Source organism: Erwinia pyrifoliae DSM 12163, assembly GCF_000026985.1.
GTDB classification, from domain to species: domain Bacteria; phylum Pseudomonadota; class Gammaproteobacteria; order Enterobacterales; family Enterobacteriaceae; genus Erwinia; species Erwinia pyrifoliae.
Genome location: NC_017390.1, coordinates 1,140,073 through 1,165,241, shown reverse-complemented (window position 1 = coordinate 1,165,241; position 25,169 = coordinate 1,140,073). Strand labels below are relative to the sequence as shown.

Below are 25,169 nucleotides of genomic sequence, written 5' to 3'. Positions count from 1 at the left end.
CTCGGGTTCGATTACAGACCATAAATACTGCCTAAAAAGACAGAAGACCGAGAAAAATCGAGAGATAACTACTTGAAACGCCTTAAATTTAATTATCTGTTGATCGGATTAATCACCGTGCTGCTTGCGCTGGCATTGTGGCCCTCGATCCCGTGGTATGGTGGCTCTACCGACCGTATCGCGCAGATTAAATCGCGCGGAGTGCTGCGTATCAGCACCATAAATTCCCCGCTGACTTACTACACCGTTAAGCAATCTCCGGCTGGCATGGATTACGAGCTGGCGAAGCGCTTCGCCGATTATTTAGGGGTCAGGCTTGCTGTCACCGTACGCCCGAATCTGGCCGATCTGTTTGAAGACCTGGCTGACGATAAAGCCGACGTGCTGGCTGCCGGTTTGATTTACAACAGTGAGCGGCTGAAGCGTTTTCGTGCCGGTCCGGCATATTATTCCGTTTCACAGCAGCTGGTCTACCGCATCGGTACGCCACGCCCGAAAAACCTTGGCGATCTTAAAGGCCGCCTGACGGTGGCTTCGGGTTCAGCCTATCTGTCTTCGCTCTGCGAGGTTAAAGATCGTCAGTATGCCGATCTCGACTGGGCGATCTCCACCGATCGGACGCCAGAGGGCTTGTTGCAGGCCGTGGCTGACGGTAAGCTCGACTATACCATTGCCGACTCGGTATCAATTGGACTGATGCAGCGTATTCACCCCCAGCTGGCGGTGGCGTTCGACATTACCGATGAAGAAGCCGTCACCTGGTACATGCGGCAGGAAGCCAATGACAGCCTGAGCGCGGCGATACTCGATTTCTTCAGCCGGATGTCAGAAGAAGGTGCCATCGCCCGCCTTGATGAGAAGTATCTCGGCCATGTCGGCACTTTTGATTATGTTGATACCCGCACTTTCCTGCGTTCAATTGACGAAACGCTGCCGGATATTCGCCGACTGTTTGAGAAGTATGCCAGGGAAATTGACTGGCGGCTGCTGGCGGCAATCTCTTATCAGGAGTCGCACTGGAATCCGCAGGCCACCTCCCCTACCGGCGTGCGCGGCATGATGATGCTAACGCGCAATACGGCCGAAAGCCTGAATGTCAGCGATCGTACCGACCCCGAGCAGAGCATTCGTGGCGGCAGTGAATATCTGCTACACATGATGGAGAAAGTTCCGCCGGGCGTGCCTGAAGATGAACGGATCTGGTTCGCGCTGGCTGCCTACAACATGGGCTACGCCCATATGCTTGATGCGCGCAAACTGACGGAAAAACAGAAAGGCAATCCGAACAGCTGGGCGGATGTGAAAGTACGGCTGCCGATGCTCAGTCAAAAACGCTACTACAGCCAGACCACTTACGGCTATGCCCGTGGCCAGGAGGCTTATAACTACGTGGAGAATATCCGTAAATACCAGCTGAGCCTGGTGGGTTATCTGCAGGATCAGGAGAGAAAGCTGGCGCAGAAGGCGGTGACAGAAGCCGAACTGAGCCAGGCTTACCCGGCGGTTGAGGTTAACACAGCGTTAAACCCGACCGGGGTTTTGCTGCTGCCGTAGCGCTTTTTTTTCAGCCCGCCGCTGGCGAAAAAAATCACTTAGCATTGCGGCGCACTCATCACGCAGCACGCCACAGTCAACCTGCACATGATGGTTCATCCCCGCATGCCCCAGCACATCGAGCAAGGAACCTGCCGCACCGGTTTTCGCATCACGCGCCCCATACACCAGCCGTCCGACACGGCCGTGGATCATCGCACCAGCGCACATCACGCAAGGCTCCAGGGTGACATACAGCGTGGTGTCCAGCAGGCGATAATTCTCTATGACCTTGCCGCCCTGGCGCAGCGCCATCATTTCCGCATGCGCAGTCGGGTCATGCTGACCAATAGGGCGGTTCCAACCCTCGCCGATAGCCTGGCCATCCAGCACCAGCACCGCACCCACCGGCACCTCGCCCTCGTCCCAGGCTCGGCGAGCCAGCCGGAGCGCGTGGCGCATCCAGTATTCCTCATTGTGATCGGTCACCTGCGCCTCCAGAAAAAAAACGCGACATTATATACCGAAATAATTCCGCATGCAGGAAAGCGTAAAATGAATGAAAAGCGCAGGAACCCGGCCCGGCAAGCCAGCAGGTAGCCATCGCATCAGCAGCTTGCAGGATGACCGGACTAAACCGAGCGGCGCATTATTCCAGCTGCTGTAGCTCCCCCACCGGGGTAACACGAAAACGGTGCTGGCAGAAAAACAACAGCGGATTGTCCTGTTTGCTGTCGCTGTAACCACTGTGAAGCTGTAACGGCGTACCGATCTGCTCTTCCAGCTGAGCCACCTTTTCATGGCCCAGGCAGCGCATTATCAGCACTCTGCCGCCATAAGCACGCGCCATTTGACTGGCGATCAGTTTCACCCCCGGCAGAAAAGCGGAATCGAAATAGACCCGCTCCACCAGCGGCTGGGGTGAACCGGTGATCAGCCAGACATCAGCATCTTCACTGCCCAGATAGTCGTTCAGCCGCTGCTGCACCAGCGGAAAAGCCGTTACGCGCTGACGAAACCAGTGGGCAAACTGCGCCTCCCGTTGCAGCAGACGCTCTTCTCCGTGGCCAAAAGTGATTGACCACAGCAGCAGGCTCATCGGCCAGCGCGCCGCGCGCCCCTTCACCAACAGGCCCAGACCAATCACCGGCAATAATGGCACTACCAGCAGCAGATTAAGCGGCTGACGCCACAGCAGCCAGCGCATAAAAGTGCCAAACATATCCTGCTGATGCAGGGTGCCATCTAGGTCAAAAAAGACCACGCGTCGTTCACTACCGGTTGTCAAACCTGACTCCTCAGGGTAATCAAAACCCATAAACCAGACCAAAGGAAAACCGCAGACTGCTGCGCTTAACCACCCGGCCAAAAAAACCCTTATTTAATCGACAAAAACGGGAAGTGCCGGTGGTCGCCTGTACGGGGTAACGCAGATTGGGCTGGCAACCTTAGCATAGCCAATGACGGCCAGGCCAATCGCTCGCCTCAGGTTTTTTTCTGTCCTGTTAGCGCCGGCCGGGGTTCTGCAGTGCCGCACGCAAAAAGCCGTGATGGGCAGACAGGCTCTGCTTAGCCTGTTCGGCGGGCAGGTCGGTCAGCAGCATCAGGATGGCGGTTTTTACCTCATATTGCGTCTGCTTTAAGGCGGCCTCTGCCTGTTGCGCCTCGCAGCCGGTGGCTTCACACACCATGCGGCGCGCGCGGTCGACCAGCTTGATATTCGACGCCCGCATATCCACCATCAGGTTCTGATACACCTTGCCGATTTTCACCATTGCACCGGTAGAAATCATATTCAGCACCAGCTTTTGCGCCGTACCGGATTTCAAACGGGTAGAGCCGGTCAGCGCCTCCGGCCCGACCAGCGGTGAGATCGCTATTTCGGCTGCAAGAGCCAGCGGTGAATGCGGATTACAGGATATCCCGGCGGTACGGCAGCCCAACTGACGGGCATAGCGCAGCGCAGCCGTGACGTAAGGAGTGCGCCCGGATGCGGCCAGACCGACCACCATATCGTTAGCGTTTATCTTCAGCGCCTGCAGGTCACTGATGCCCAGCTGCTCATCATCTTCCGCCCCTTCTATCGACGTGACCAGGGCTGCCGGGCCTCCGGCAATCAGCCCAATCACCACCCCGTTTGCTACGCCAAAGGTAGGCGGGCATTCAGAAGCATCCAGCACGCCCAGGCGGCCGCTGGTTCCGGCTCCGATATAGATCAGCCGCCCGCCGGCAGACAGCGCGGCGGCGGCGGCATCAACAGCGTCGGCCACCTGCGGCAAAGTCAGGCTGACCGCCCCCGCCACGGTGGCATCCTGCTGGTTGAATTTAGTCACCATCTGCAGCGTCGACAAATTATCAAGATCGAGCGTCTCGGGATTACGCGTTTCGGATATCAGTGAGCCAAGATTCATCAATATTTCTCCTACTGCCTGTTTTATTTATCCAGCGATGACTATATCGGCATCCGCCGAATTTAATCTCAACCTTGGGTTATTTTAACGCGTTTAGTCATGGAAACCCTAAAATGCCGCGTTAAACTGAGCATTCTGTCTGTTATGTTTAGCAATCATTCACGATAACAGGCCTGAATACTTAAGAGGAAAAGAGATGAGTTCACTGCTGCGTATCCGTCAGCTTTATCCCAGCCTGGCGATGAACGAACGCCGTCTTGCTGACTACCTGCTGTCGCAGCCGGAGCATGCACTCCACCTGAGTTCACAGAAACTGGCTGATGAGTCGGGCGTCAGCCAGTCAAGCGTGGTCAAGTTTGCCCAGAAGCTGGGTTACAAGGGGTTCCCCGCATTAAAGCTGGCGCTGAATGCATCACTAACGGAGAAAGACGCCATCACCGTGCACAATCACATCCTGAGTGACGATGCGCTGAAGGTGGTTGGGGAGAAGCTGTTTACCGAAAAGACGTCAGCCATCCGCGCCACGCTGGATATCAACAGTGAAGAGAGGCTGCTTGAGACGCTGCGCCTGCTGAAACAGGCCAGGCGCATTGTATTGATAGGGGTTGGCGCGTCCGGGCTGGTAGCGAAGGACTTCTCCTGGAAGCTGATGAAAATCGGTATCAGCGCCGTAGCCGAACAGGATATGCATGCGCTGCTGGCCAGCGTCCAGGCATTAAGCGTGGGCGATGTGCTGCTGGCCATCTCCTATACCGGTGAACGGCGCGAGATTAATCTGGCGGCACAGGAAGCCCGGCGCATCGGTGCCACGGTTTTGGCCTTCACCGGCTTCACCCCGAATACCCTGCAACAGTCGGCCAACCATTGTTTGTATACCGTAGCGGAAGAGCAGACCACGCGCAGCGCCGCTATCTCATCCACGACCGCCCAGCTGGCGCTGACCGATCTGCTGTTTATGGCCTTGATCCAGCGCGATCCGGAACGCGCCTCCAGCCATATTCGCCACAATGAAGCGCTGGTGAAAAAACTGGTTTGATCGAGGCGTGCGCGTATAATACCCGCGCACTTTATCATGTTAACCAGAGAGAATGTTGGCGTTGCTATTACCTCAAAATGTATCAACTGCGATATGTGCGAGCAATGATATTTAATCATTTAAAACTGCAGTTTAAACTGATATTTACTTATTGCGTTAACAGATATAGCACATCAATTTTGTATTTTTAAACGACCCTAACACAAAAAAATCATTTCACTGCCTGCATCAAAATGCCTGTCCTGAAACAAGTTTGTCATTTAAATTGTGTAATTCCCTGATTTTGATATGTTCACTCCAACAACGGAGATAGGAAAACTCAGAATTAAAGATTTCCAGAACTATACCAAAAGCCGGGTGAGAACCTCAGGTGATGCCAGAATTACATCAGGACATTTACAGTTTTTCCTGTGTGTATATTTTTAGCGATTTTAGATAGAGGGAGGTCGACTTCAACAAGCGTGACAACGATTCTTTTTTTTACTTCTAATGCATGGCTCCCACTGGTTACATCATCAGCAATAGCAATTTGCTTTATCTTGAAGGCTGAGTTTCTTTTGAAGACGGATTCCAATTCATCCGAAAAAGTTGCACTTCCTTTTAGTAAAGGCTTTGATGAGTAGGTATTTTCCAATACCAAATATACATTAGCTACAGCATCAGATATGGCCTGGGTCTCTTGGTTAATATATGTAAAATCCGATGACACACTCATATAGCAAGGGTAGTTGGTAACAATATCCCCTGGCTTTAAATCACTATCCCAGGGAGTGGTGAAATCAGTATATTCAGAAACTCTAATAAAATCACCTTTCTGTGAAGGTATTTTATTTAATGCTGAGTCAAAAAGTCTCACCATATTCCTTTCATCTTCATTTAGTTTTTCTGCTGTGGCCAGTTTTTTATTTAAGTCATAATTCATCGGATTCATACCCATTTTAGTAGTATCCTTCATACCATCACTGAAAACCTCATCCAGGTCATCATCAACAGCAGTCCAGCGTCTTACGGCAAGTTTTTCATTTTTTGTGAGAGCCGGATGACTAACAACTCCAGCATCTGAATGATCGGAAAACACCAATTCGCCCCTGGAAATATTTATGTCTTTATCCGAAAAAATACTTTCATAAGCAGATGCATCGATATATTCTTGTTTTAGATGCATTCTGTTGTTTTCATAAAATAAAGCATCATCAATTTTATTTTTAACATCTAGCCGGGTAGATGTATCCATACCATACAACCCTCGATACCGGACATCAAACTCATGTGATTTCTCGTAGCCATCTAATTGAACATTAATTCTGTAATTTATAGTTTCACCACCCACTTCAGGTATTCCAATACATGTAACATCAGGATTAACCAAAAGTTTCCTACCACCTGCACGCGAGGAGCACCAGGTGTCATCGAGATACTTAAAATTTTCTATGTTTTTATTTTTATTCTTGTTAACAACTATAAAATCACCAGAGAGCTGTTCTTTTTTTATAATTAACCTACTACGTACCCCTTGCATCATGTAATATTCCCCCTGACTAAGCTCAGTAATGGAAAACCCCTTCCTTTTATATAGCAGAAATAACTCACCCGTATCTTCACCCTGTAAGTCCAGAGTCGTGTATAATCCAGATCTATGGGGGGTGATTTCATATTTATTTAATTTCTTAAAGTTAAATAGACGCCATTCAACTCTGCCAGTGACTTTGTTGTCATGAATTCCCCCCCCCTTTTTTCTGGTTATACAGTTGATAAGTTTGTCAGAACCTTCCTTAAAGTATTTCTTACCGAAAAGCGCCCCCGTCTCAGGGTTCATCTGCACGTAAATATTTCTGTCTGCCTGCCGTCCTATGGCCTTGACAGGCAAGGACAGTTGAGTTTTCGGTATTATCCCCATGACTATCTCATCTGATGGCGGCCACGGGAGTTTTTCTAAAATGCCCGCTGAGATAATGCTCTTCGTCAGGCCAGCCATTTCTTTATCGGCAGAAAGGAGCTTCACAATTATATTGCCAAACTTCCTGCTGATACCGGTCATGAGTTCAAAGCCAGGGTCTGCTGCACGGAGAGCGTTTTTCCCGAGCGAGGTCAGTTCAGCAGTCGTTGGTAGGCTGACTTCCCGGAGGAGATTTCTACCCGCCACCTGAATCCCTTCCCTACCCGCTATAACCGCGCCACTGCGAAGCGCCCTGGCAAATCCCATACCAAACTTCCCGCTCAGGCTTGCAGCCTCACCAAAAACAGGAATGAATGCAACGGCGTCCATAAGACAGGTAGGAACGGCCTGCTGCAGATTATTATTTACAATATCTTCAACACAGTCATAAAAAGGAATGAGATGTTTAACCACACCCCATATTTTCTGGATATCAGATTTATCGTTCCCTGCTTCATATAATGCGTTATATAGATCATCATGATGTTTTTTACTCAATGAACTTGTAATCGTGTTGATATGACTATCGTTCCCTGTCAATGCTTGTTCAGTTATTTTTACTGCAAAGTTGGCTATGTCCTGACTATCCTCCACCTTATCCCACGTAATCTTATAGTCATCAAAAGTTTCCCCAAAAATTCCGCCAGATATGTACTGTTTTACATCACGATCCACCCTGAAAAGCTTGTAGCCATTATCATTATTTCTTTCTGCTTTTAAAGCATAAATCCTTTCCTCAACCTCTTGTTTCACAGCAAAGAGGTCTGTGCGATCGACAAAATGTTTATGTGTTACAAAAGTAGAACCAGGCTCTCTCATTTGTATATAGGCGGTCGCAAGGTGTATGCTTGCATCAGGTAACTGAATAAAGCTACTTTCGTTCTCTGGCAATGAACTGATTGCTGAAATAATAAGGTATTTATCAATCTCACGAAAACTATCTGAAACATCTGCCGTTAGTCTACGATATTCGTTGCTCAAGCTTTCTGGTGCACTTTCACAAGGTTTTACTATTTCGTTCAGGTAATTTTGTTTTGCAAAATACTTAGCGTTTTCTCTTTTCTGCTCCGGAGTACTTATATCTTCAGCTAAATCAGGAAGAGCGGCGCTAAGAGCAGGACATTGAGCGATTATAACATCTGCCAGCTTCCCCTTCCTAAGCCATGCTTTGGCTGCAAAAAGATATTTATTGTATTTCTCTTTTATATCCTTCTGTACTTCTCTGACCTCTTTTCTGTATTGGATATAGTAATTAATGGCATCAATATCATCATTGCTTTCCTGCATTCTCTTTGCGGATAAAGAAGATTGTGTGAAAAATAGTGCAGGCGCTCTGTAACAGGCTAAGTTATCAATCGTAACACCCTCACTGACTGCTAACTCCCACATTTTCTCTCCTGTACTCATCGCTTCTTCTGCAGTGTAATTATTAAATGAACTCAATGTCAGAAATCGGGAGCCGGAATACAGATGAGAAAAACTGTGATCTTTTAGCTCCAGTTTTTTTATCGACTCATCGGTAAATTTCAGGAAAGGCATTTCTTCTGTCAGAAAAGAGTACCACATCGCATTTAGCTCTCCCCATTGTGACAAGGGAATCTCTCTTAAATGCAAATGTTGTTCTTTAAGCAATTTCTCCATAGATAGCAAGTGATGAATGCTGCTTATGGTATAATATCCTGGATAAGCCCCCACCTTAATATTATTAATAATATACTCTACAGGAGACATACCCATAACATTATTGAATACCCACGAGCGAAGTACCGATTTAGCCTGTGTTGTAAAGAGCTGATCACCATTTCCTCCGCCATATAGCTCATCTGCAGAAAGAATTTTCCTGGCCAGCTTCTGGATCTTGTCAGCGCTACCTGCAATGCCATTTTTGTTACCGAAAAGGTACTCAGCCATGGCAGATAACAATTTTTCCTTATTAACAACTTCTCCTTTTTTCAGTAATCCTTCATTCACCAGAATTTTTTTAATTCTAATATTTTCTTTTCTCGTCTTGAGAGGGCTGTTTTCTATGTTATCAATTCTGTTGACAGGTTTTTCTTCCGCATTGTGTGCCGGCAATTTATCCCACAGAAGTTTCCCGACCATGGTAATCCCGGTAAGCCCTGCCATACCGGTTGCTGCAATGACAGTTTTGCTTTTCACAGACTGCACATATAGATTTGGTAATGCTGCTGCCGTCATCACCAGAGGTAGCAAAGCTTCTCCGCCACTCCGGCTTGTTGCTGGTGAGAATACCTGCGTTTCCGGTTTCTCTGTGTGTACGTGCGTATTCTCTGCCGGTTTTCTAAGCGATTCAGGATAAACCGTGGCGTCACATTTCGTATTGATATGCGTGTCAGTAACGACCTTTCCGTTTGTCTGTTGACGGGTTTCAGTTTTCCGGCTGACACAGTACGCCACGGCTGACAGTTCGCTTTTCTGCCTGAGTTTTTCCACCGCCCGAAAATGTATCTGGTCAGGGATAGTGAAAACGTCACTCTGGCCGGGAGCAGATATCGGTTTGTTATGTACTGCCCCCCGGGAGCAAGCCTCAGGAATAGCGGTTGAATTTGACGAATATGCGGTTATCCGTGGTGATAAGGGGGGACAGGAAAAGGCAGCATCGCATACATCCTCTGTCATTTCCAACGAGGTATCAACCTCGAAAGCCGGCATCTTTTCTAGTAATTCAGATATTTGGCTAGTTTCTCCGCTGGGCGGAAGACGGCTCGCCATATTTTTTATCACACTCATGTAAAAATTGACGTGGATGAAAATATGAGCCACAAAGGTCGGAACTTTCAGCCAACCACGCTGCGGAGCCCCCTCATTTTTCATCCTGCGCCCGATAACAATGGCCGTAATGGCAAGTAAGTTACACACGCAGGTGGAGATGCGACTCTCCTTACCTCCCAGAAACTGCTGCAGGAAAGTCCCATGAGTCCAGCCGTCAAAGGTATCCCAGATAAAAGCGGCCAGTTGATTAACGATATCAGTCTTATCATGAAAATACTCTGATGCCACTGCAGAGGCATACAGTGCTGCCTTACCCATATTTCCTTGCCCTGTAAACGCGTCATACAGAGATTTTACCGCTGCAACGAGTACGCTCGGGACGCCGGGGAGAATTAATCTAATGCAGGCAAAAAAAAAGTGGCTCTCCGCGCATTCTCGTATGGTGAGGACAAACTCTATAAGAGCACGTCTCGAGTCTTCCGTGAACGGAATCCGGGAAGCTGAGGCATCTCCGGCAGAAACCGGGGCAGCATGATGACTGTCGCAGGCGCAGGCGTCAAAAAAAGTTTCGTCCATTTCAACATACCCGGTAGCGTCGAACCAGATATCCTGCTCTTCCAGATTTGAACGGTACGGGGATTCCGGTGTTTTGTGGGCTGATGATGAGCCTGCGGTTGGGTTAAGAGGTGGCATATTTATTTGAATGTGGCTGTTGATAACCTTCTTTTTAGCAGACTGGGATATTTTTTCTTTCAAAAAAACATCTTATATCTGCGATGTAAGGTATCTCGCAGCCCAGCGCGTATATGTGCTCAAAAACGGCGTTATTTGATTTTCGGGGTTCTGCGCGACAGTAAGCGGCATTGAAATGCCTGTCCTGTACCTCACTGCGAGACAGGCTATGGGCAAAATTGGTACTGCTCGCCGGTTAACTCTCGATAATTACCGTGGCACAGGCGTAGTGACGTTCGTCGGCCAGCGTGACGTGCACATGCGCCACGCCCAGCTTCTGCGCCATTTCATGCGCGTGTTGCAGAAATCTCAGGCCCGGCTTGCCCAGCTCATCGTTGTAAACCTCGAACTGATTAAACGCCAGGCCGCCGCGAATACCGGTGCCAAACGCCTTCGCCGCTGCTTCCTTTACGGCGAACCGTTTGGCAAGAAAGCGCACCGGCTGCTGATGTGCCTGATACTGAAGCCATTCGTTTTCGCTCAGTACCCGTTGTGCCAGCCGATTGCCGCTGCGGGAAATCACCGCGCCGATGCGGGCGATCTCCACGATATCGCTACCGAGACCGAGAATAGCCATTAGCGGCGTGCTTCACGCAGCAGCTGCTTCATCTCTTGTACCGCAGCGGCCAACCCAGTAAATACCGCACGGCCAATGATGGCATGACCAATATTCAGCTCGTGCATTTCCGGCAGTGCAGCAACCGGCAGCACGTTGTGGTAGGTCAGGCCGTGACCCGCGTTAACCTTCAGGCCCTTGCCCGCTGCACAGGTCGCCGCTTCGGCAATGCGTGCCAGCTCCGCGTCACGCGCTGGCCCCTCCGGTGCTTCGGCATAGGCTCCGGTGTGAATTTCAATGTAAGGCGCGCCCGCAGCCACTGCGGCATCGATCTGACGCGGGTCGGCATCAATAAACAGCGAAACCAGGATGCCGGCGGCGCTAAGCCGTTTAACCGCCGCAGTCACTTTATCCTGTTGTGCTGCCACGTCGAGACCGCCTTCAGTGGTCACTTCCTCACGCTTTTCCGGCACCAGACAGCAGAAGTGCGGCTGGATCTCACAGGCAATGTCGACCATCTCATCAGTGACGGCCATTTCCAGATTCATACGCGTTTGAATGGTTTCGCGCAGAATACGCACGTCACGGTCGGTGATATGACGGCGATCTTCACGCAGATGCACGGTGATGCCGTCCGCCCCTGCCTGTTCGGAAACAAATGCTGCCTGAACCGGATCGGGATAGTGGGTGCCTCGGGCATTACGTACGGTCGCAACGTGATCGATATTGACGCCTAATAACAGCTCTGCCATGAGAGTCCTCAGATTTTCATAAACGGTTTTGCCGAGTGTACAACGTTCACGGCTTTGAAGGGTATGACCCGTGACTATTCTTCGCCTGCTGGCGCGGTGCCTGCTGGTTTTCTCGGCAAGAATTGCCGAAAAAGCTCGCCACTCTTCAGGGGTTTACCGCCAAGATAAGGTTTCAGGGCAATACGGGTAAAACGTTTGGCGGCACGCAGGGTGTCTGCATCAGGGAATTCACGAGCAGACAGCGCACGCAGCTGGCGACCAGAGAAACTACGGTGTCCTGCAACCAGGCTGGCAATAAAGCCTTTCTCTTCGCGGTAGCTGTAGGTCATGCTGTCCGCCACCTCTTCACCACTGCCGGCGCAGTGCAGAAAGTCAACGCCGTAGCCCAGATGGCCCAGCATTGACAGTTCAAAGCGCCGCAGCGCCGGTTCGGGCGAAGCGGGATCAGCCGCCAGCGTCTGGATGCATTGCAGGTAGTCGAAGAACAGTTCGCTGAAGGCCGTTTCATGTTGCAGCACGCGGGAAAGGAGTTCGTTAACGTACAGGCCGCAGTAAAGCGTGTTGCCGCTAAGCGGCAACGCCAGCGATACCGGCTCGGCAGCGCGCAGGGTTTTCACTTCGCCACGACCGCTCCAGCGCACCAGCAGCGGCGTAAAGGGCTGTAACGCGCCTTTCAGGCTGGAGCGTTTCGAGCGGGCGCCTTTGGCCAGTACCCGCACCCGGCCGTGCTGTTCGGAGAACAGGTCAAGCAGCAGGCTGGTTTCGCTCCAGGGGCGTCCATGCAGGACAAATGCGCGTTGCCAGCCTTCCATCGGGATCAGAGGTCGTCGGTATAGCCCAGGCTACGTAAGGCGCGTTCATCATCCGCCCAGCCGGACTTCACTTTGACCCACAGTTCAAGGTGGACTTTCGCCTCGAGCATCTCTTCCATATCTCTGCGCGCTTCAATACCGATGGTTTTGATTTTCGCGCCTTTGTTGCCGATCACCATCTTTTTCTGTCCCTCGCGCTCCACGAGGATCAGGCCGTTAATGGTCAGACCGCCACGCTCGTTGGTGACGAACTGCTCAATCTCAACGGTCACGGAATACGGCAGCTCGGCACCGAGGAAACGCATCAGCTTTTCGCGGATGATTTCAGACGCCATAAAGCGCTGCGAACGATCGGTGATGTAATCTTCCGGGAAGTGGTGTTCCGCTTCCGGCAGCCGCTTACGCACAATGCTGGCGATGGTATCGACGTTGCTGCCTTTCTCAGCGGAGATCGGCACCACGTCCATAAAGTTCATCTGCTGGCCAAGGAACTGTAAATGCGGCAGCAGGATGCTTTTGTCAATGATGTTGTCAACCTTGTTGATCGCCAGCAGCACCGGCACTTTGCCGTCTTTCAGCTTGTTCAGCACCATTTCGTCGTCGGCGGTCCAGCGCGTGCCTTCCACAACGAAGATCACCATTTCAACATCGCCAATCGAGCTGCTGGCCGCACGGTTCATCAGGCGGTTAATTGCCCGTTTCTCCTCCATATGCAGGCCCGGTGTATCAACATAAATGGCCTGATATTGCCCTTCGGTATGGATGCCCATAATGCGGTGGCGCGTGGTTTGTGGCTTACGCGAGGTGATGGAAACTTTCTGCCCCAACAGCTGGTTCAGCAAAGTGGATTTTCCAACGTTCGGACGGCCTACAATAGCAATAAAGCCGCAATGGGTGGTTTGTTCGCTCATTCAATTCCCAGCTTAGTCAGCGCCTGTTCGGCCGCTGCCTGCTCAGCTTTACGGCGGCTCGACCCGGTTCCCACAACCGGATCTGCCATGCCGCTTACCTGGCAGTGAATAGTAAATTCCTGATCGTGCGCTTCGCCCCGAACCTGTACCACCAGATAAGATGGCAACGGCAGATGGCGACCCTGCAGAAACTCCTGCAGACGCGTTTTTGGATCCTTTTGTTTGTCGCCTGGACTGATCTGATCGAGACGGCTGGCGTACCAGCTGAGGATCAGTTGTTCCACCGTCTGGATGTCGCTGTCGAGGAATACCCCGCCAATCAACGCCTCAACGGTGTCAGCCAGAATCGATTCACGACGGAAACCGCCGCTTTTTAGTTCTCCCGGCCCCAGGCGCAAACATTCGCCCAGGTCAAATTCCCGTGCCATTTCAGCCAGCGTATTACCGCGAACCAGCGTAGCGCGCATACGGCTCATATCGCCTTCATCCACGCGTGGGAAGCGTTGATAAAGTGCATTGGCAATCACGTAGCTTAGAATAGAGTCGCCGAGGAATTCCAGTCTTTCATTGTGCTTACTGCTGGCACTGCGGTGAGTGAGCGCCTGCTGTAATAATTCCTGATGGGTAAAAGTGTAGCCCAACTTCCGCTGAAGCTTGTTAATTACGATGGGGTTCATGCGTTACCAATTTCTGAATGCGTCAATTATGCTGCACAGGGAACAGGGCTGAGCCAGTACACCAACACTTTCTGTTTCGTGTGCAGTGGCCTGTCAGGTTTACAGGCCACCCTAAATCAATGTCAGCCACAGGCAGACATTAGTGAATACCGCCAATGCGGCTCAGGCGAACGCCAGTCGGCCATTGCCCTTCCTGCTTGTCAAAGCTCATCCAAATCGCGGTCGCTTTGCCAACCAGGTTACGTTCAGGTACGAAGCCCCAATAACGGCTATCAGCACTGTTATCACGGTTATCGCCCATCATAAAGTACATGCCTTGTGGCACTGTCCAGCTCGACTGCGGCTGCCCCGGCTGCTGATAGTACGAACCTGGCTGACTTTGCGCCTGGGTCACCATCAGAATACGGTGCGTCACGTCACCCAGCGTTTCATCACGGGTCGCTAAACGCAGTCCACCCGGCATCGATTCATTCTGCGGCATCTGGTAGAAGCCATTGCCGGCTTCATTGCCGTCAAAGCCGCTAAAAGTCTGAATAAAGTCACTTTGCCGCACGTCAGAATAGGTCACCGGCAGCGCGTTTGCACAGCTTTGACCCTCGGCGCAAGCAGGCTGCACCGATACTGTTTTGCCCAGCGGATCGTAAGTTATGCGGTCGCCCGGCAGGCCGATCACGCGCTTAATGTAGTCCAGGCTCGGGTCTTTCGGGTATTTAAATACCGCAATGTCGCCACGCTTCGGGCGCCCGGTGGCAATCAGCGTAGTCTGCGTAATCGGATCTTTGATGCCATAGGCATACTTCTCTACCAGAATAAAATCACCGATCAACATTGTCGGCATCATCGATCCTGAAGGAATTTGGAACGGCTCATAAATAAACGACCGTACCACAAAAACGACTAACAGAACCGGAAACACCGACGCGGTGGTTTCTACCCAGCCTGGCTGTTTCTCAGCCTGGGTTTCTGCTATCCCTTCAGCGCGCGCCGCAGCACGTTTTGCCCGGCGAGCCGGCGCCCATTTCACTTTGTCGATGCCCCAGACAATGCCGGTAACAAGCGTTGCTATCGCCAAAATCAGGGCGAACATATTAGCCATTCCAATTCCCTCTCGGCCCGAAAACGGGCTTATTTACTCTCTTTACCGACATGGAGAATGGCAAGGAACGCTTCCTGTGGTAACTCGACGTTACCCACCTGCTTCATGCGTTTCTTACCGTCTTTCTGTTTCTGCAGCAGTTTTTTCTTACGACTCACATCACCGCCATAGCACTTGGCAAGCACGTTTTTGCGCAGCTGCTTGACCGTTGAGCGGGCAATAATGTGGTTGCCAATCGCCGCCTGGATGGCGATATCAAACTGCTGACGCGGGATCAGATCTTTCATCTTCTCTACCAGCTCGCGCCCACGGTACTGTGAGTTATCGCGGTGGGTGATCAGCGCCAGTGCATCAACGCGCTCGCTGTTAATCAACACATCAACACGCACCATGTCAGAGGCGGCGAAATGTTTAAAGTTATAATCCAGTGAGGCATAGCCGCGTGACGTCGATTTCAGGCGGTCGAAGAAATCAAGAACCACTTCCGCCATCGGGATCTCATAGGTTAGCGCCACCTGGTTACCGTGGTAAACCATATTGGTCTGCACGCCGCGTTTTTCGATGCACAGCGTGATGACGTTGCCCAGATACTCCTGCGGCAACAGCATATGACACTCGGCGATTGGCTCGCGCAGCTCTTCGATGTTGTTGAGCGGCGGCAGCTTGCCGGGGCTGTCAACGTAGACAGTTTGCCCGTCGGTGGTCTGCACTTCATACACCACGGTCGGCGCAGTGGTAATCAGTTCAAGATCGTACTCGCGCTCCAGGCGCTCCTGGATGATCTCCATATGCAGCAGGCCAAGGAAGCCGCAGCGGAAGCCGAAGCCCAGCGCCGTGGAGCTTTCTGGCTCATAGAACAGAGAAGCGTCGTTCAGGCTCAGTTTGCCCAGCGCGTCACGGAAAGCTTCATAGTCGTCAGAGCTGATCGGGAACAGACCGGCATAAACCTGCGGCTTGACCTTTTTGAAACCCGGCAACGCTTTTTCCGCCGGATGACGCGCCAGCGTCAGCGTATCGCCCACCGGTGCGCCCAAAATATCTTTGATTGCACAGACCAGCCAGCCCACTTCGCCACAGTTCAGCACGTCAGTATCTTCACGTTTTGGTGTGAAAATCCCCAGGCGATCGGCGTTATAATTCTGGCCGGTGCTCATCACCTTGATTTTTTCGCCCTTGCGCATGGTGCCATTTTTGATACGCACCAGCGAAACCACGCCCAGATAGTTATCAAACCAGGAGTCGATGATCAGCGCCTGCAGAGGGCCTTCCGGATCGCCTTCCGGCGGCGGAATATCCCGTACCAGACGTTCCAGCACGTCAGGTACGCCCACGCCGGTTTTTGCCGAGCAGCGTACCGCATCAGTGGCATCGATGCCGACGATATCTTCAATTTCCTGCGACACGCGGTCCGGCTCCGCCGCCGGCAGGTCGATTTTGTTCAGTACCGGTACAACTTCCAGATCCATTTCCATCGCGGTGTAGCAGTTAGCCAGAGTCTGGGCTTCCACACCCTGCCCGGCATCAACAACCAGCAGTGCACCTTCACAGGCCGCCAGCGAGCGGGAAACTTCGTATGAGAAATCTACGTGGCCAGGCGTGTCGATAAAATTGAGCTGGTAAGTTTCACCGTCTTTCGCGTGATAATCGAGTGTGACGCTTTGCGCTTTAATCGTGATGCCACGCTCGCGTTCTAAATCCATCGAGTCCAGCACCTGTGCTGCCATTTCGCGCTCGGTCAGGCCGCCGCAGATCTGGATCAGACGGTCAGAAAGCGTTGATTTGCCATGATCGATGTGGGCGATGATTGAAAAGTTTCTTATATGCTTCATTTATATGATTTTTTTTCGCAAGTTAAATCGTACGTTTCTGCGTAGTGGACACGACTTTGGACATTTCTCTCATTGCACCCACCATCAATGTGCCAGCATATTACACTGTTCGCTGCGCTCACGAAAGAATACAAGGCAACAAGGGCATAAAGTAATGGCGCATTAGCGTTTATCATAAGACCAACGGGTCAGCCTGCCGATAAACGGCAGGCTATTCATGTTGGTGACTGAGTCACATTGGCAGAAGCCTGGCGGGCGCAACAGTCCATTCCGCGAGGATATTCGCCATTGATACAGCCCGCTATTTAGTTAATCACCTGATCGCCCGCCCGGTAACTGAACGTTGCGTCAGAGGATAATGACCTCGGTAACGTTAACCTGATAATCGGTACGATCATGCCCGTTTGCTGATAAAAATCGCGCTGGTCGTGCTGAGCATTCTTCAACCCCCCGTCGATATAAAAAAATGCCTGCAGAGGCAGTTTTCCGGGCGCACCTGACGGCCAGCGAGCCAACCTCAGTTCGTTCTGAATCGTCAAAAATTCATTCCCCATCAATCGCCTGGCCTTCAGTGACTGGAGAAAGTAATCACCATTTTTAGACGCACTTTCCTGCGTGTCGAAACCACACTGGTGCTGGCGTGCAGGATGATCGATGCTTTTGTAGTGCTGGTACCAGTCATGGGCAGTGCGGATGCCCATCGTCCGGCAGGACTTACTTGAACCGGGGTAAGAGGCGTGAAAGCCACAGCCTTTGTTCTTTCTGTTAACCGTGTCCGCATCCACCGGGAATGCGCACAGCACCTCAATCTGATATTTATCCGATGGAGCCTTATTATGCGGGTAGAAAATCATGCCATTTTTGTAGCCATACGCCAGACGCGTAAACTTTGCATCCTCCCGGAGATAAGAAAAGGACACACCGCCACTTTTTAATGACTGCGGACTGGGATCCCATGAATGATATTTATCCGAAATGGCAGTAGCGCGCAGTAAGACTCCGGAACACAAAAAGGCAGGCTTATTTTCGCTGCCGCAGTTTTTCGAATGATTATAGTAATTTTCCGTAATGTCGTGGGCCGTCCTTGGCGGCGTGACAATCGACAACGTCTGAGTTGAGAAAGCAAGTGCAATGGCAGCCGATATTAACTTACCGTTGGTGGTTATCATGATTAATTTCCTTTTAAAGGGCAGTGATTAACGAGGCAGTTTGCAGCAGCGGCAACAGGGTGCATTGCCTGGCTGCCGCTGACGGAGTGGTGAATTTCAGGCACAAAAAAGCCCCGAACCAAGTCGGGGCAGACGGTGACAGAATGCCAGAAAGCAAAAAGGCTCCGCGTTTTGCGGAGCCTTATGTCGGGCCGGGATGAGTTTGATATTGAAATCCCACTCTGTTATCGATGATTATCCATTTTTATGCAAATTTCACCCCGGTTCGATCAATGTTTCGCCTGTTAAGCAGTAATTTTGCGAAATTCAGCGGCAGCCAGGGCAGCTTCAGCTTCACATTTAGCTATCAGCTGCAGGTAGAACGGCTTCCAGTTACGCGACCAGGATGACTGAGTCAGTTGCGGCACCTGACAACGGATCGCGCTGAAAACCCGCGACGACGGTGCACGCCTGAATCCACGTCCACCGCAATATCCGCAAATTTTCTCCACCGGCATCCCCTGCCGTTTCGATGCCGCAATATCCCGTACGCGCCCGCTGCCGCTGCAGCGACAGCGTATACTGACCGTGCCTGTGCCATGACAGGTTGCGCAGCTGTTGCCAGGCTGCTGTTGATATTTCAACGGCCTGCGACCGTTAGCCCAAGGTGCAACGTTTTCACCCGTCAGCTTGACGCCTGTCGACATGAAGTTCACTCCGCTCCCCATGCAGGTACCACAGACCTGACGATCGGCCGCAGAACGTGTGTAATTGTGCCAGGCAAAGGTGGCCAGAATCCTCATGCACTGGGCTACTTTGCCGCCTGCGGCTTTTCTGAGCAGGGCCGGAGCGGATTTGCCCGCATAACGCGTCAGCTGGCTGATAACCTCGTCGCCGCCCTGCTGACTGATACCCATTTTGCCGATCCAGACGCTGACGCCAAACCCCGCCCTGCTCTGACATATCGCCAGGGCGGCCATCACCTCGCTGGCGCTCAGGCGGTCAGGCGCGCGCGTACGGGCATCATCGGTGATTTCCTGCCCTTTCGGGTTGAAATAATTGAGTGCGGTTTCGATCTTCACTGTCGGATCCCTCTCACTTAGCGGCGTATCCACTACGCTTTGCCAGACTGAGCTGCAAAAAATGCCTTCAGCTTTGATAACGCTCTCTCCCACCTGACTTGAGACGAACGAAATAGCTGATATCTGATAAGAAACACATCGATGGCATAATTTACCAAGCGCTACCTTGACTCATTTAAGAAAAGTTGATGCCAAAGTGATAAAACCTGGCGACGCAGAATAGGCAAAGCTCTTATCAGGGGCGGGTTCAGCCTTAACGTTGAGGATGACAATATCGCAAAAATGATGTTTTGCCGGGTTTCCGCCGGCTTTGAACAGGCTGCCGGGCGCTTAGTTGATGAGGGTAATTGAAGGTGGGTGCCGGGAAGTATGAGAATGAACATACCCGCACAGGCTGATGCACCCGGCGGGTAACACAGGTATTATCAGCCGTCGCTGGAAATACGCAGCGCGTCTGGCGGCAATGCCACGCTGAGGATCACCGGCTGAAACGAAGCGGAACGCCCCAGTAAACCTGAAATGCCTTTAGCGAGAATAAAACCACCGATGCCGCCCAACAGCGCACCGCTGGCCGCCGCCAGATCGCTGTGAAACAGCATCTGGAACACGCCGCCCAAGGTAAACAGCCCAATCAACGGGGTCATATACACTAAAAACGCTGAACCGAGCAGGCTGGTTTCAGCAATGCCCAGTTCAATGCGCTGACCGGGGATAAGGGGCTTAGCGCTGGCGATTTTCATCACATGCGCATTTTTCGGCCCCAGTTTCTCCAGCATATGACTGCCACAACCTTTTCGGGCGGAGCAGCTGTTACAGGACGTCTTCATTTCGGCGTGCAGCGTAGCAATACCATCTTGCCACGACACCACCGTTGCCCATTCTTTCATCATCGCGCGGTTCCTAAGGTAATACTGTCAGCAATGCGTTTGGCCGTAGCCGGCGGGAGTTCGCCGACCACCGTGATTTCCGCATTATTACGCACTTCGGTCTGCATGGTACGACGACCGGTACGCAGCAGCTGCGGCGAACTGGTTTTATCTGCCAGCGTAACGTTGACCGAGAAGCTAAACAGCCCATCGGAGAACAGGCGCGACTCGACCGGTCGGTTGAGCGTCGGGAGCTGGCGACGGCTTTGTGATAGCTCTTTCATCCCAGACGGCAGCCAGCCGACCTGCCAGTTAAAGGTGACCGGGTTGCCCTTCGGTAACGACAGCACCGCAGGGAATTTGGCGTTTTTCAGCTCCTGCATCATTTTGCCCACGCCATCATCGACGGCAAAGCTCACCACACGATACTGTTCAAGCGTTTCACCGTCACGATCGAGCAGGTCGACGCGCAGAGGCAGTCTGCTTTCGCTGTCCAGCCAGACGATGTAGCCGTAGCGGGTGCCGTCACGCGGCACAATGCGAATGGCTTCACAAAGTTGATCGGCAATACGCGTGCGGCCAACAGAGACAAAATCATAGTCCGTAGCAAGCTGACGGAAATCGGCGTAAATCAGCGAAGGCAGTGAATCAACGATATGGTCGCCCTGCATGGCAAAAGGCTCCAGACCGGATTCAAAATAGCTCACTTCGTTGCCGCGCTGAATGATTTCCCGTCGCGGGCCATCCATCTGCAATAGCTGGGCATACACCGTGCCGTCAATGATGGCGTGGCGATAACGCACAGACTCAATGCCCAGACGAGAGACATTGATGTAGGCAAGTTCGTAACTGAGAGACTGGCTGGCCTGTTTCATCTGCTGTAACAGCACCCCGGACTGCACAGGTGCGGCCGGGGCGACAGATGAGAACATCAGGCTGCCAGCCATCAGGCTGACGGCATACCAAAGCGGCTTCATTACTGCGATTGCATTCCTAACGACTGATTACCGGGAACCTGAGCGGCGGCCTGCTGCTGATTAGGGCTTTCTAACTGCAGCTGTTGTGCATTCAGCCGGCGTTGCAGTTCATAGTCCTGCAGCATGGCATTGACGCGGCGACGCTGATCCTGCACCTGCTGATTGGCACTGGTTGCGGCGGCGTTAGCATTATCGGCCGGGACGCCCAGACTCACTGGTGAAGCCTGTCCCATCATCGGCAGCGTGTTAAACACCGGCGCATCAGAAGACTGCACGGCAACCGGCCGGTTGTACTGTTGCACGCCAACAATCACCGCAAGGGAAACGCAGGCCGCAACGCCAATCTGCGTAATCTGAGCGGCCCACGGACGTACTTTTGCCCAGAACGGCATAGCAGCGGCTGCCTGTTCAGGCACCGGCTGCGCTTCAGGGATAAGTTGGGTGATGTTTTTCGCGGGTTCAGCTTCGATGGCGGCGGCAACGCGAGCAGCCAAGTCGAAATCAAGCCGGGCGGGGATATCACCACATAAAGTATCGCGGATCAGGTGATAGCTTTCCCAATCTTTCTGCAGCGCGATATCACCGGACAGCGCTGATATCAGCTCGTTGTCCACCGTTTCACCGTCCATTAAAGCGGAAAGTTGTTCTTTCTGCATGGCTCTATACCCTTCCTGTATCCGCTATCGCTAGCGTTGGATAAGTGGTTGAATTTTGTTATCAATAGCCTCTCGGGCACGAAAAATACGGGAACGAACCGTACCCACCGGGCAATCCATGATAACGGCTATTTCTTCATAGCTCAGGCCGTCGAGTTCACGCAGGGTGATGGCCATACGCAAATCTTCGGGTAATGTCTCGATGGTACGAAAAACTATCTTTCTCAACTCATCAGACAACATTAAATTCTCAGGGTTCGATATTTCTTTTAGCGCACCGGCGCTTTCGAAGTTTTCGGCGTCGATAGCATCGACATCGCTGGTTGGAGGGCGTCGCCCTTGGGCAACCAGGTAATTTTTGGCCGTATTGACGGCTATGCGATAGAGCCAGGTATAGAAAGCACTGTCACCCCGGAATGAATCCAGCGCACGATAGGCTTTAATAAACGACTCTTGTACCACATCTGGCACGTCTCCTGACGGGACATAACGGGACACCAGACTCGCCACTTTGTGCTGGTAGCGCACTACCAGTAAGTTAAATGACTTCCGATCGCCTTTCTGTACTCGTTCAACGAGAACCTGATCCGTTAACTGCTCGCTCATCTGAGGTAAGGTCTCCCCCAATCTTGTTCCACGCGTAACCACCATCCCAGTGTTGACTTCCTATTTTCGAGCAAGCATGCGGTATGAGTCGGTATCATGCTGAAAGTTCCATTACGCCCTAATTAAGTGTTGTCATCATGTGACGCAGACAAACCTGCTGGCTTTATTATGCATTATCGCTGATTTGTACTGACGTTGCTCACGGTTATGATCCGCGCACAAGCCTGATGACGCCCGCAGAGTAACGCAACACGCTTCTTATTTCACCTTATAATCACTCCGCCCCACCAGAGTTTAGGATGGTAAACTCAACACCGAATTACCTCACTATTCCCAGCGGTCATCCGGTTCATCCCCCCCGCAGCCTGACATTAACCAAACCCATTATTCCTTCGCCTTAGTCTCTTTTTTTTCACGAATTTGCGTGCTAAGCTCGGCGCATGACGCGTTTAGTAAGTTAAACAATATGACACTTTCCTCCGATTATTTCTGTGATGTATTAATCATCGGTAGCGGCGCTGCCGGGCTGTCACTGGCGCTGCGCCTGGCAGATAAGCAGCGGGTTATCGTACTGAGCAAAGGCCCGGTACACGAGGGGGCGACCCGGTATGCCCAGGGCGGTATTGCTGCCGTATTCGCCGAAACCGACAGCATCGAATCCCATATTGAAGATACGCTTATCGCCGGTGACGGATTGTGCGAACGTGATGCAGTTTCGTTTATCGCCAGCAATGCGCGTTACTGCGTGCAGTGGTTAATTGAAAAAGGGGTGTTGTTCGACAAGGCTGGCTGCGCCGACAGCCCGCATCGCTACCACCTGACGCGTGAAGGGGGTCACAGCCATCGGCGCATTCTGCACAGCGCCGATGCCACAGGTAAAGCGGTGGAAACCACGCTGGTGAACCAGGCGCTTAGCCACCCGAATATCACCCTTCTTGAACGCAGCAACGCCATCGACCTGGTGATGTCCGACAACATTGGCCTGCCTGGCGAACACCGGGTGGTCGGGGCGTGGATCTGGGATTGCCAGCGCGAAGCGGTGGCAACCTGCCGCGCACGCGCAGTGGTGCTGGCCACCGGAGGGGCGGCAAACGTTTATCAGTATTCAACCAATCCGTATGTCGCCTCCGGTGACGGTATCGCCATGGCATGGCGTGCCGGATGCCGGGTGGCTAACCTTGAATTTAACCAGTTCCACCCAACCTGCCTGTTCCACCCGGAGGCCCGCCATTTTCTGCTAAGCGAAGCATTGCGCGGCGAAGGAGCGGTGTTAACGCGCCCGGACGGCTCGCGCTTTATGCCCGCTTATGATCACCGTGAGGAGCTGGCACCGCGTGACATCGTGGCGCGCGCTATCGACCATGAAATGAAGCGCCTCGGCGCGGACTGCATGTATCTGGATATCAGCCATCGCCCGGCCGAATTTATTCGCGCCCACTTTCCGACTATCTGCCAGAAACTCCTCACGCTGGGCTTCGACCTGACCCGCCAACCAATACCGATTGTCCCTGCTGCGCATTACACCTGCGGCGGCGTGATGGTGAACCGCCAGGGACGTACCGATGTTAACGGGCTGTATGCCATCGGAGAAGTGAGTTATACCGGCCTGCATGGCGCTAATCGCCTGGCATCAAACTCTCTGCTGGAATGTCTGGTTTATGGCTGGTCAGCGGCAGACGATATTCAGCGTTGTCTGCCTGACCTGCCCCTGGTCGACAATCTACCCGCCTGGGACGAAAGCCGGGTTGACGGCGCTGATCTACAGATGGTCATTCAGCATAACCGGCATAAACTCCGCGTACTGATGTGGGACTGTGTCGGCATCGTTCGTAGCAGCAAACGGCTGGCGCGCGCCCTGCGGCACATCACCATGCTGCAACAGCACATTGACCAGTATTACGCCAACATCCGCGTCTGTGACGCTCTGCTGGAACTGCGCAATCTGGTGCAGGTGGCGCAGCTGATGGTGCGCTGCGCCATGGAACGTAAAGAAAGCCGGGGACTGCACTACATTCTTGACTATCCGCTTACAGCGGGGGAAGCACGCCCAACCATTTTGCGCCCCCTTCAGCGGAACAGATAGAAATCGCGCGTCAGGCTACAGTGCTCTTCTGAATAGTGCTGATCCGGGCCACGGATGGTCATGCGGTCCAGCAGCTGTTCGCCAGGCTGGGGGGACAGTGCCAGCAGGACACGATTAGGCGGCCGCGTGTCATTGTCGGCTACATCGGTGCGAAAACGCAGATGCCAGCCACGCTGCAATGCCTGTTCCACCAGCTTATTCCCTGCGGGTTCAGGCAGGATCACGCAGAAGAAACCGTCTTCGTCAATCAGTTCCTCGGCACAGCCCAACAGCACCTCATGTGTCAGATCCGTGGTATAGCGTGCCGCAGTTCGTTGCGGCGACGCGCATTGCGACCCCGGAGAGAAATAAGGAGGATTACTGACGATCAGTGAATAGCGGTGTTCGCAACGTTGCGTCCATTCAACGATATCAGCTTGCTGTACGCGCACTTTATCCGGCCAGGGTGATGCCGCCACATTTTCCTGCGCCTGCAAAGCGGCCGCTTCATCCAGTTCTACGGCATCAATGTGCACCCGGTCGGCGGTTCTCTGCGCCAGCATTAACGCAATCAGTCCACTGCCGCTACCGATATCCAGCGCGCGCTGCACGTTGGCAACCGGAGCCCACGCGCCCAGCAGCACGCCATCGGTGCCCACTTTCATCGCACACCTGTCGTGAGCGACAAAAAATTGTTTGAAGGTAAATCCGTTGGGGCGAAGAATAGCTTTCTGTGGTGACATTTGACTGACCTGAAA

At 52.4% G+C, this 25,169-nt stretch carries 21 protein-coding genes; 3 read left to right on the top strand and 18 right to left on the bottom strand.

Features of this window, described 5'->3' with window-relative positions; genetic code table 11:
- Window positions 1-72 precede the first annotated feature (72 nt).
- A complete protein-coding gene (mltF, locus tag EPYR_RS05210) occupies window positions 73-1,554 on the top strand; it encodes a membrane-bound lytic murein transglycosylase MltF (RefSeq protein WP_012667365.1) in 1,482 nt (493 codons plus the stop codon).
- Here mltF and tadA read toward each other — a convergent pair.
- From tadA to murQ, 3 genes are all read right to left on the bottom strand, one after another.
- Window positions 1,522-2,022, bottom strand: a complete 501-nt coding sequence (gene tadA, locus EPYR_RS05205; RefSeq protein ID WP_012667364.1) for a tRNA adenosine(34) deaminase TadA — start codon at window positions 2,020-2,022, stop codon at window positions 1,522-1,524. The genes mltF and tadA overlap by 33 nt on opposite strands.
- A 160-nt stretch (window positions 2,023-2,182) precedes the next feature.
- Complete coding sequence (gene yfhb, locus EPYR_RS05200; protein WP_014538662.1) at window positions 2,183-2,821, bottom strand: phosphatidylglycerophosphatase C; 639 nt, start codon at window positions 2,819-2,821, stop codon at window positions 2,183-2,185.
- 217 nt (window positions 2,822-3,038) lie between these two features.
- Window positions 3,039-3,944 (bottom strand): N-acetylmuramic acid 6-phosphate etherase, encoded by a 906-nt coding sequence (gene murQ, locus EPYR_RS05195; protein WP_012667362.1) that lies wholly within the window; start codon window positions 3,942-3,944, stop codon window positions 3,039-3,041.
- A 196-nt stretch (window positions 3,945-4,140) separates the two neighbouring features.
- Here murQ and EPYR_RS05190 point away from each other — a divergent pair, with 196 nt between their 5' ends.
- Window positions 4,141-4,980 (top strand): MurR/RpiR family transcriptional regulator, encoded by an 840-nt coding sequence (locus tag EPYR_RS05190; RefSeq protein ID WP_012667361.1) that lies wholly within the window; start codon window positions 4,141-4,143, stop codon window positions 4,978-4,980.
- A gap of 382 nt (window positions 4,981-5,362) precedes the next feature.
- On the opposite strand, the gene EPYR_RS05185 is transcribed toward EPYR_RS05190, so the two are convergent.
- The 14 genes from EPYR_RS05185 to rpoE form a co-directional block, all read right to left on the bottom strand.
- Complete coding sequence (locus tag EPYR_RS05185; protein ID WP_226060709.1) at window positions 5,363-10,405, bottom strand: hypothetical protein; 5,043 nt, start codon at window positions 10,403-10,405, stop codon at window positions 5,363-5,365.
- Between the two features lie 172 nt (window positions 10,406-10,577).
- Window positions 10,578-10,958: a holo-ACP synthase gene (acpS, locus tag EPYR_RS05180; protein WP_012667359.1), complete on the bottom strand. Its 381-nt coding sequence runs from the start codon at window positions 10,956-10,958 to the stop codon at window positions 10,578-10,580.
- Window positions 10,958-11,689, bottom strand: coding sequence for a pyridoxine 5'-phosphate synthase (gene pdxJ / locus EPYR_RS05175; protein ID WP_012667358.1), 732 nt, complete (start codon window positions 11,687-11,689; stop codon window positions 10,958-10,960). The genes acpS and pdxJ overlap by 1 nt, the downstream gene beginning before the upstream one ends.
- 74 nt (window positions 11,690-11,763) lie before the next feature.
- The gene (gene recO / locus EPYR_RS05170) at window positions 11,764-12,501 is read right to left on the bottom strand and encodes a DNA repair protein RecO (protein WP_012667357.1); all 738 of its coding nucleotides are present in this window, start codon (window positions 12,499-12,501) and stop codon (window positions 11,764-11,766) included.
- A gap of 5 nt (window positions 12,502-12,506) precedes the next feature.
- Window positions 12,507-13,412 (bottom strand): GTPase Era, encoded by a 906-nt coding sequence (era, locus tag EPYR_RS05165; RefSeq protein ID WP_012667356.1) that lies wholly within the window; start codon window positions 13,410-13,412, stop codon window positions 12,507-12,509.
- Window positions 13,409-14,089 (bottom strand): ribonuclease III, encoded by a 681-nt coding sequence (gene rnc, locus EPYR_RS05160; protein WP_012667355.1) that lies wholly within the window; start codon window positions 14,087-14,089, stop codon window positions 13,409-13,411. Before rnc ends, era begins: the two co-directional genes overlap by 4 nt.
- Before the next feature lie 139 nt (window positions 14,090-14,228).
- Window positions 14,229-15,185, bottom strand: a complete 957-nt coding sequence (gene lepB / locus EPYR_RS05155; RefSeq protein WP_012667354.1) for a signal peptidase I — start codon at window positions 15,183-15,185, stop codon at window positions 14,229-14,231.
- A 29-nt stretch (window positions 15,186-15,214) separates the two neighbouring features.
- Window positions 15,215-17,014 (bottom strand): translation elongation factor 4, encoded by a 1,800-nt coding sequence (gene lepA / locus EPYR_RS05150; protein ID WP_012667353.1) that lies wholly within the window; start codon window positions 17,012-17,014, stop codon window positions 15,215-15,217.
- Between the two features lie 305 nt (window positions 17,015-17,319).
- Window positions 17,320-18,183, bottom strand: coding sequence for a hypothetical protein (locus EPYR_RS05145; RefSeq protein ID WP_012667352.1), 864 nt, complete (start codon window positions 18,181-18,183; stop codon window positions 17,320-17,322).
- A 284-nt stretch (window positions 18,184-18,467) separates the two neighbouring features.
- Complete coding sequence (locus EPYR_RS05140; RefSeq protein WP_012667351.1) at window positions 18,468-19,244, bottom strand: antitermination protein Q; 777 nt, start codon at window positions 19,242-19,244, stop codon at window positions 18,468-18,470.
- A gap of 425 nt (window positions 19,245-19,669) precedes the next feature.
- Window positions 19,670-20,134, bottom strand: coding sequence for a SoxR-reducing system protein RseC (gene rseC / locus EPYR_RS05135; protein WP_012667350.1), 465 nt, complete (start codon window positions 20,132-20,134; stop codon window positions 19,670-19,672).
- Window positions 20,131-21,087 (bottom strand): sigma-E factor regulatory protein RseB, encoded by a 957-nt coding sequence (gene rseB, locus EPYR_RS05130; protein ID WP_012667349.1) that lies wholly within the window; start codon window positions 21,085-21,087, stop codon window positions 20,131-20,133. Before rseB ends, rseC begins: the two co-directional genes overlap by 4 nt.
- Window positions 21,087-21,743, bottom strand: a complete 657-nt coding sequence (gene rseA, locus EPYR_RS05125) for an anti-sigma-E factor RseA (RefSeq protein ID WP_012667348.1) — start codon at window positions 21,741-21,743, stop codon at window positions 21,087-21,089. The genes rseB and rseA overlap by 1 nt, the downstream gene beginning before the upstream one ends.
- Before the next feature lie 30 nt (window positions 21,744-21,773).
- The gene (gene rpoE / locus EPYR_RS05120; RefSeq protein ID WP_012667347.1) at window positions 21,774-22,349 is read right to left on the bottom strand and encodes an RNA polymerase sigma factor RpoE; all 576 of its coding nucleotides are present in this window, start codon (window positions 22,347-22,349) and stop codon (window positions 21,774-21,776) included.
- A gap of 466 nt (window positions 22,350-22,815) precedes the next feature.
- Here rpoE and nadB point away from each other — a divergent pair, with 466 nt between their 5' ends.
- Window positions 22,816-24,432 (top strand): L-aspartate oxidase, encoded by a 1,617-nt coding sequence (gene nadB / locus EPYR_RS05115; protein ID WP_012667346.1) that lies wholly within the window; start codon window positions 22,816-22,818, stop codon window positions 24,430-24,432.
- On the opposite strand, the gene trmN is transcribed toward nadB, so the two are convergent.
- On the bottom strand, window positions 24,417-25,154 hold the full coding sequence (trmN, locus tag EPYR_RS05110) for a tRNA(1)(Val) (adenine(37)-N(6))-methyltransferase TrmN (protein WP_014538659.1): 738 nt from the start codon (window positions 25,152-25,154) through the stop codon (window positions 24,417-24,419). The two genes, nadB and trmN, sit on opposite strands and share 16 nt — an antisense overlap.
- Window positions 25,155-25,169: the final 15 nt, after the last annotated feature.

Excerpts from the sequence above, each read along its gene's own strand:
- murQ (WP_012667362.1), bottom strand. The coding sequence starts at position 3,944 with ATGAATCTTGGCTCACTGATATCCGAAACGCGTAATCCCGAGACGCTC.
- EPYR_RS05190 (WP_012667361.1), top strand. The coding sequence starts at position 4,141 with ATGAGTTCACTGCTGCGTATCCGTCAGCTTTATCCCAGCCTGGCGATG.
- acpS (WP_012667359.1), bottom strand. The coding sequence starts at position 10,958 with ATGGCTATTCTCGGTCTCGGTAGCGATATCGTGGAGATCGCCCGCATC.
- pdxJ (WP_012667358.1), bottom strand. The coding sequence starts at position 11,689 with ATGGCAGAGCTGTTATTAGGCGTCAATATCGATCACGTTGCGACCGTA.
- recO (WP_012667357.1), bottom strand. The coding sequence starts at position 12,501 with ATGGAAGGCTGGCAACGCGCATTTGTCCTGCATGGACGCCCCTGGAGC.
- era (WP_012667356.1), bottom strand. The coding sequence starts at position 13,412 with ATGAGCGAACAAACCACCCATTGCGGCTTTATTGCTATTGTAGGCCGT.
- rnc (WP_012667355.1), bottom strand. The coding sequence starts at position 14,089 with ATGAACCCCATCGTAATTAACAAGCTTCAGCGGAAGTTGGGCTACACT.
- lepB (WP_012667354.1), bottom strand. The coding sequence starts at position 15,185 with ATGGCTAATATGTTCGCCCTGATTTTGGCGATAGCAACGCTTGTTACC.
- lepA (WP_012667353.1), bottom strand. The coding sequence starts at position 17,014 with ATGAAGCATATAAGAAACTTTTCAATCATCGCCCACATCGATCATGGC.
- EPYR_RS05145 (WP_012667352.1), bottom strand. The coding sequence starts at position 18,183 with ATGATAACCACCAACGGTAAGTTAATATCGGCTGCCATTGCACTTGCT.
- rseC (WP_012667350.1), bottom strand. The coding sequence starts at position 20,134 with ATGATGAAAGAATGGGCAACGGTGGTGTCGTGGCAAGATGGTATTGCT.
- rseB (WP_012667349.1), bottom strand. The coding sequence starts at position 21,087 with ATGAAGCCGCTTTGGTATGCCGTCAGCCTGATGGCTGGCAGCCTGATG.
- rseA (WP_012667348.1), bottom strand. The coding sequence starts at position 21,743 with ATGCAGAAAGAACAACTTTCCGCTTTAATGGACGGTGAAACGGTGGAC.
- rpoE (WP_012667347.1), bottom strand. The coding sequence starts at position 22,349 with ATGAGCGAGCAGTTAACGGATCAGGTTCTCGTTGAACGAGTACAGAAA.
- nadB (WP_012667346.1), top strand. The coding sequence starts at position 22,816 with ATGACACTTTCCTCCGATTATTTCTGTGATGTATTAATCATCGGTAGC.
- trmN (WP_014538659.1), bottom strand. The coding sequence starts at position 25,154 with ATGTCACCACAGAAAGCTATTCTTCGCCCCAACGGATTTACCTTCAAA.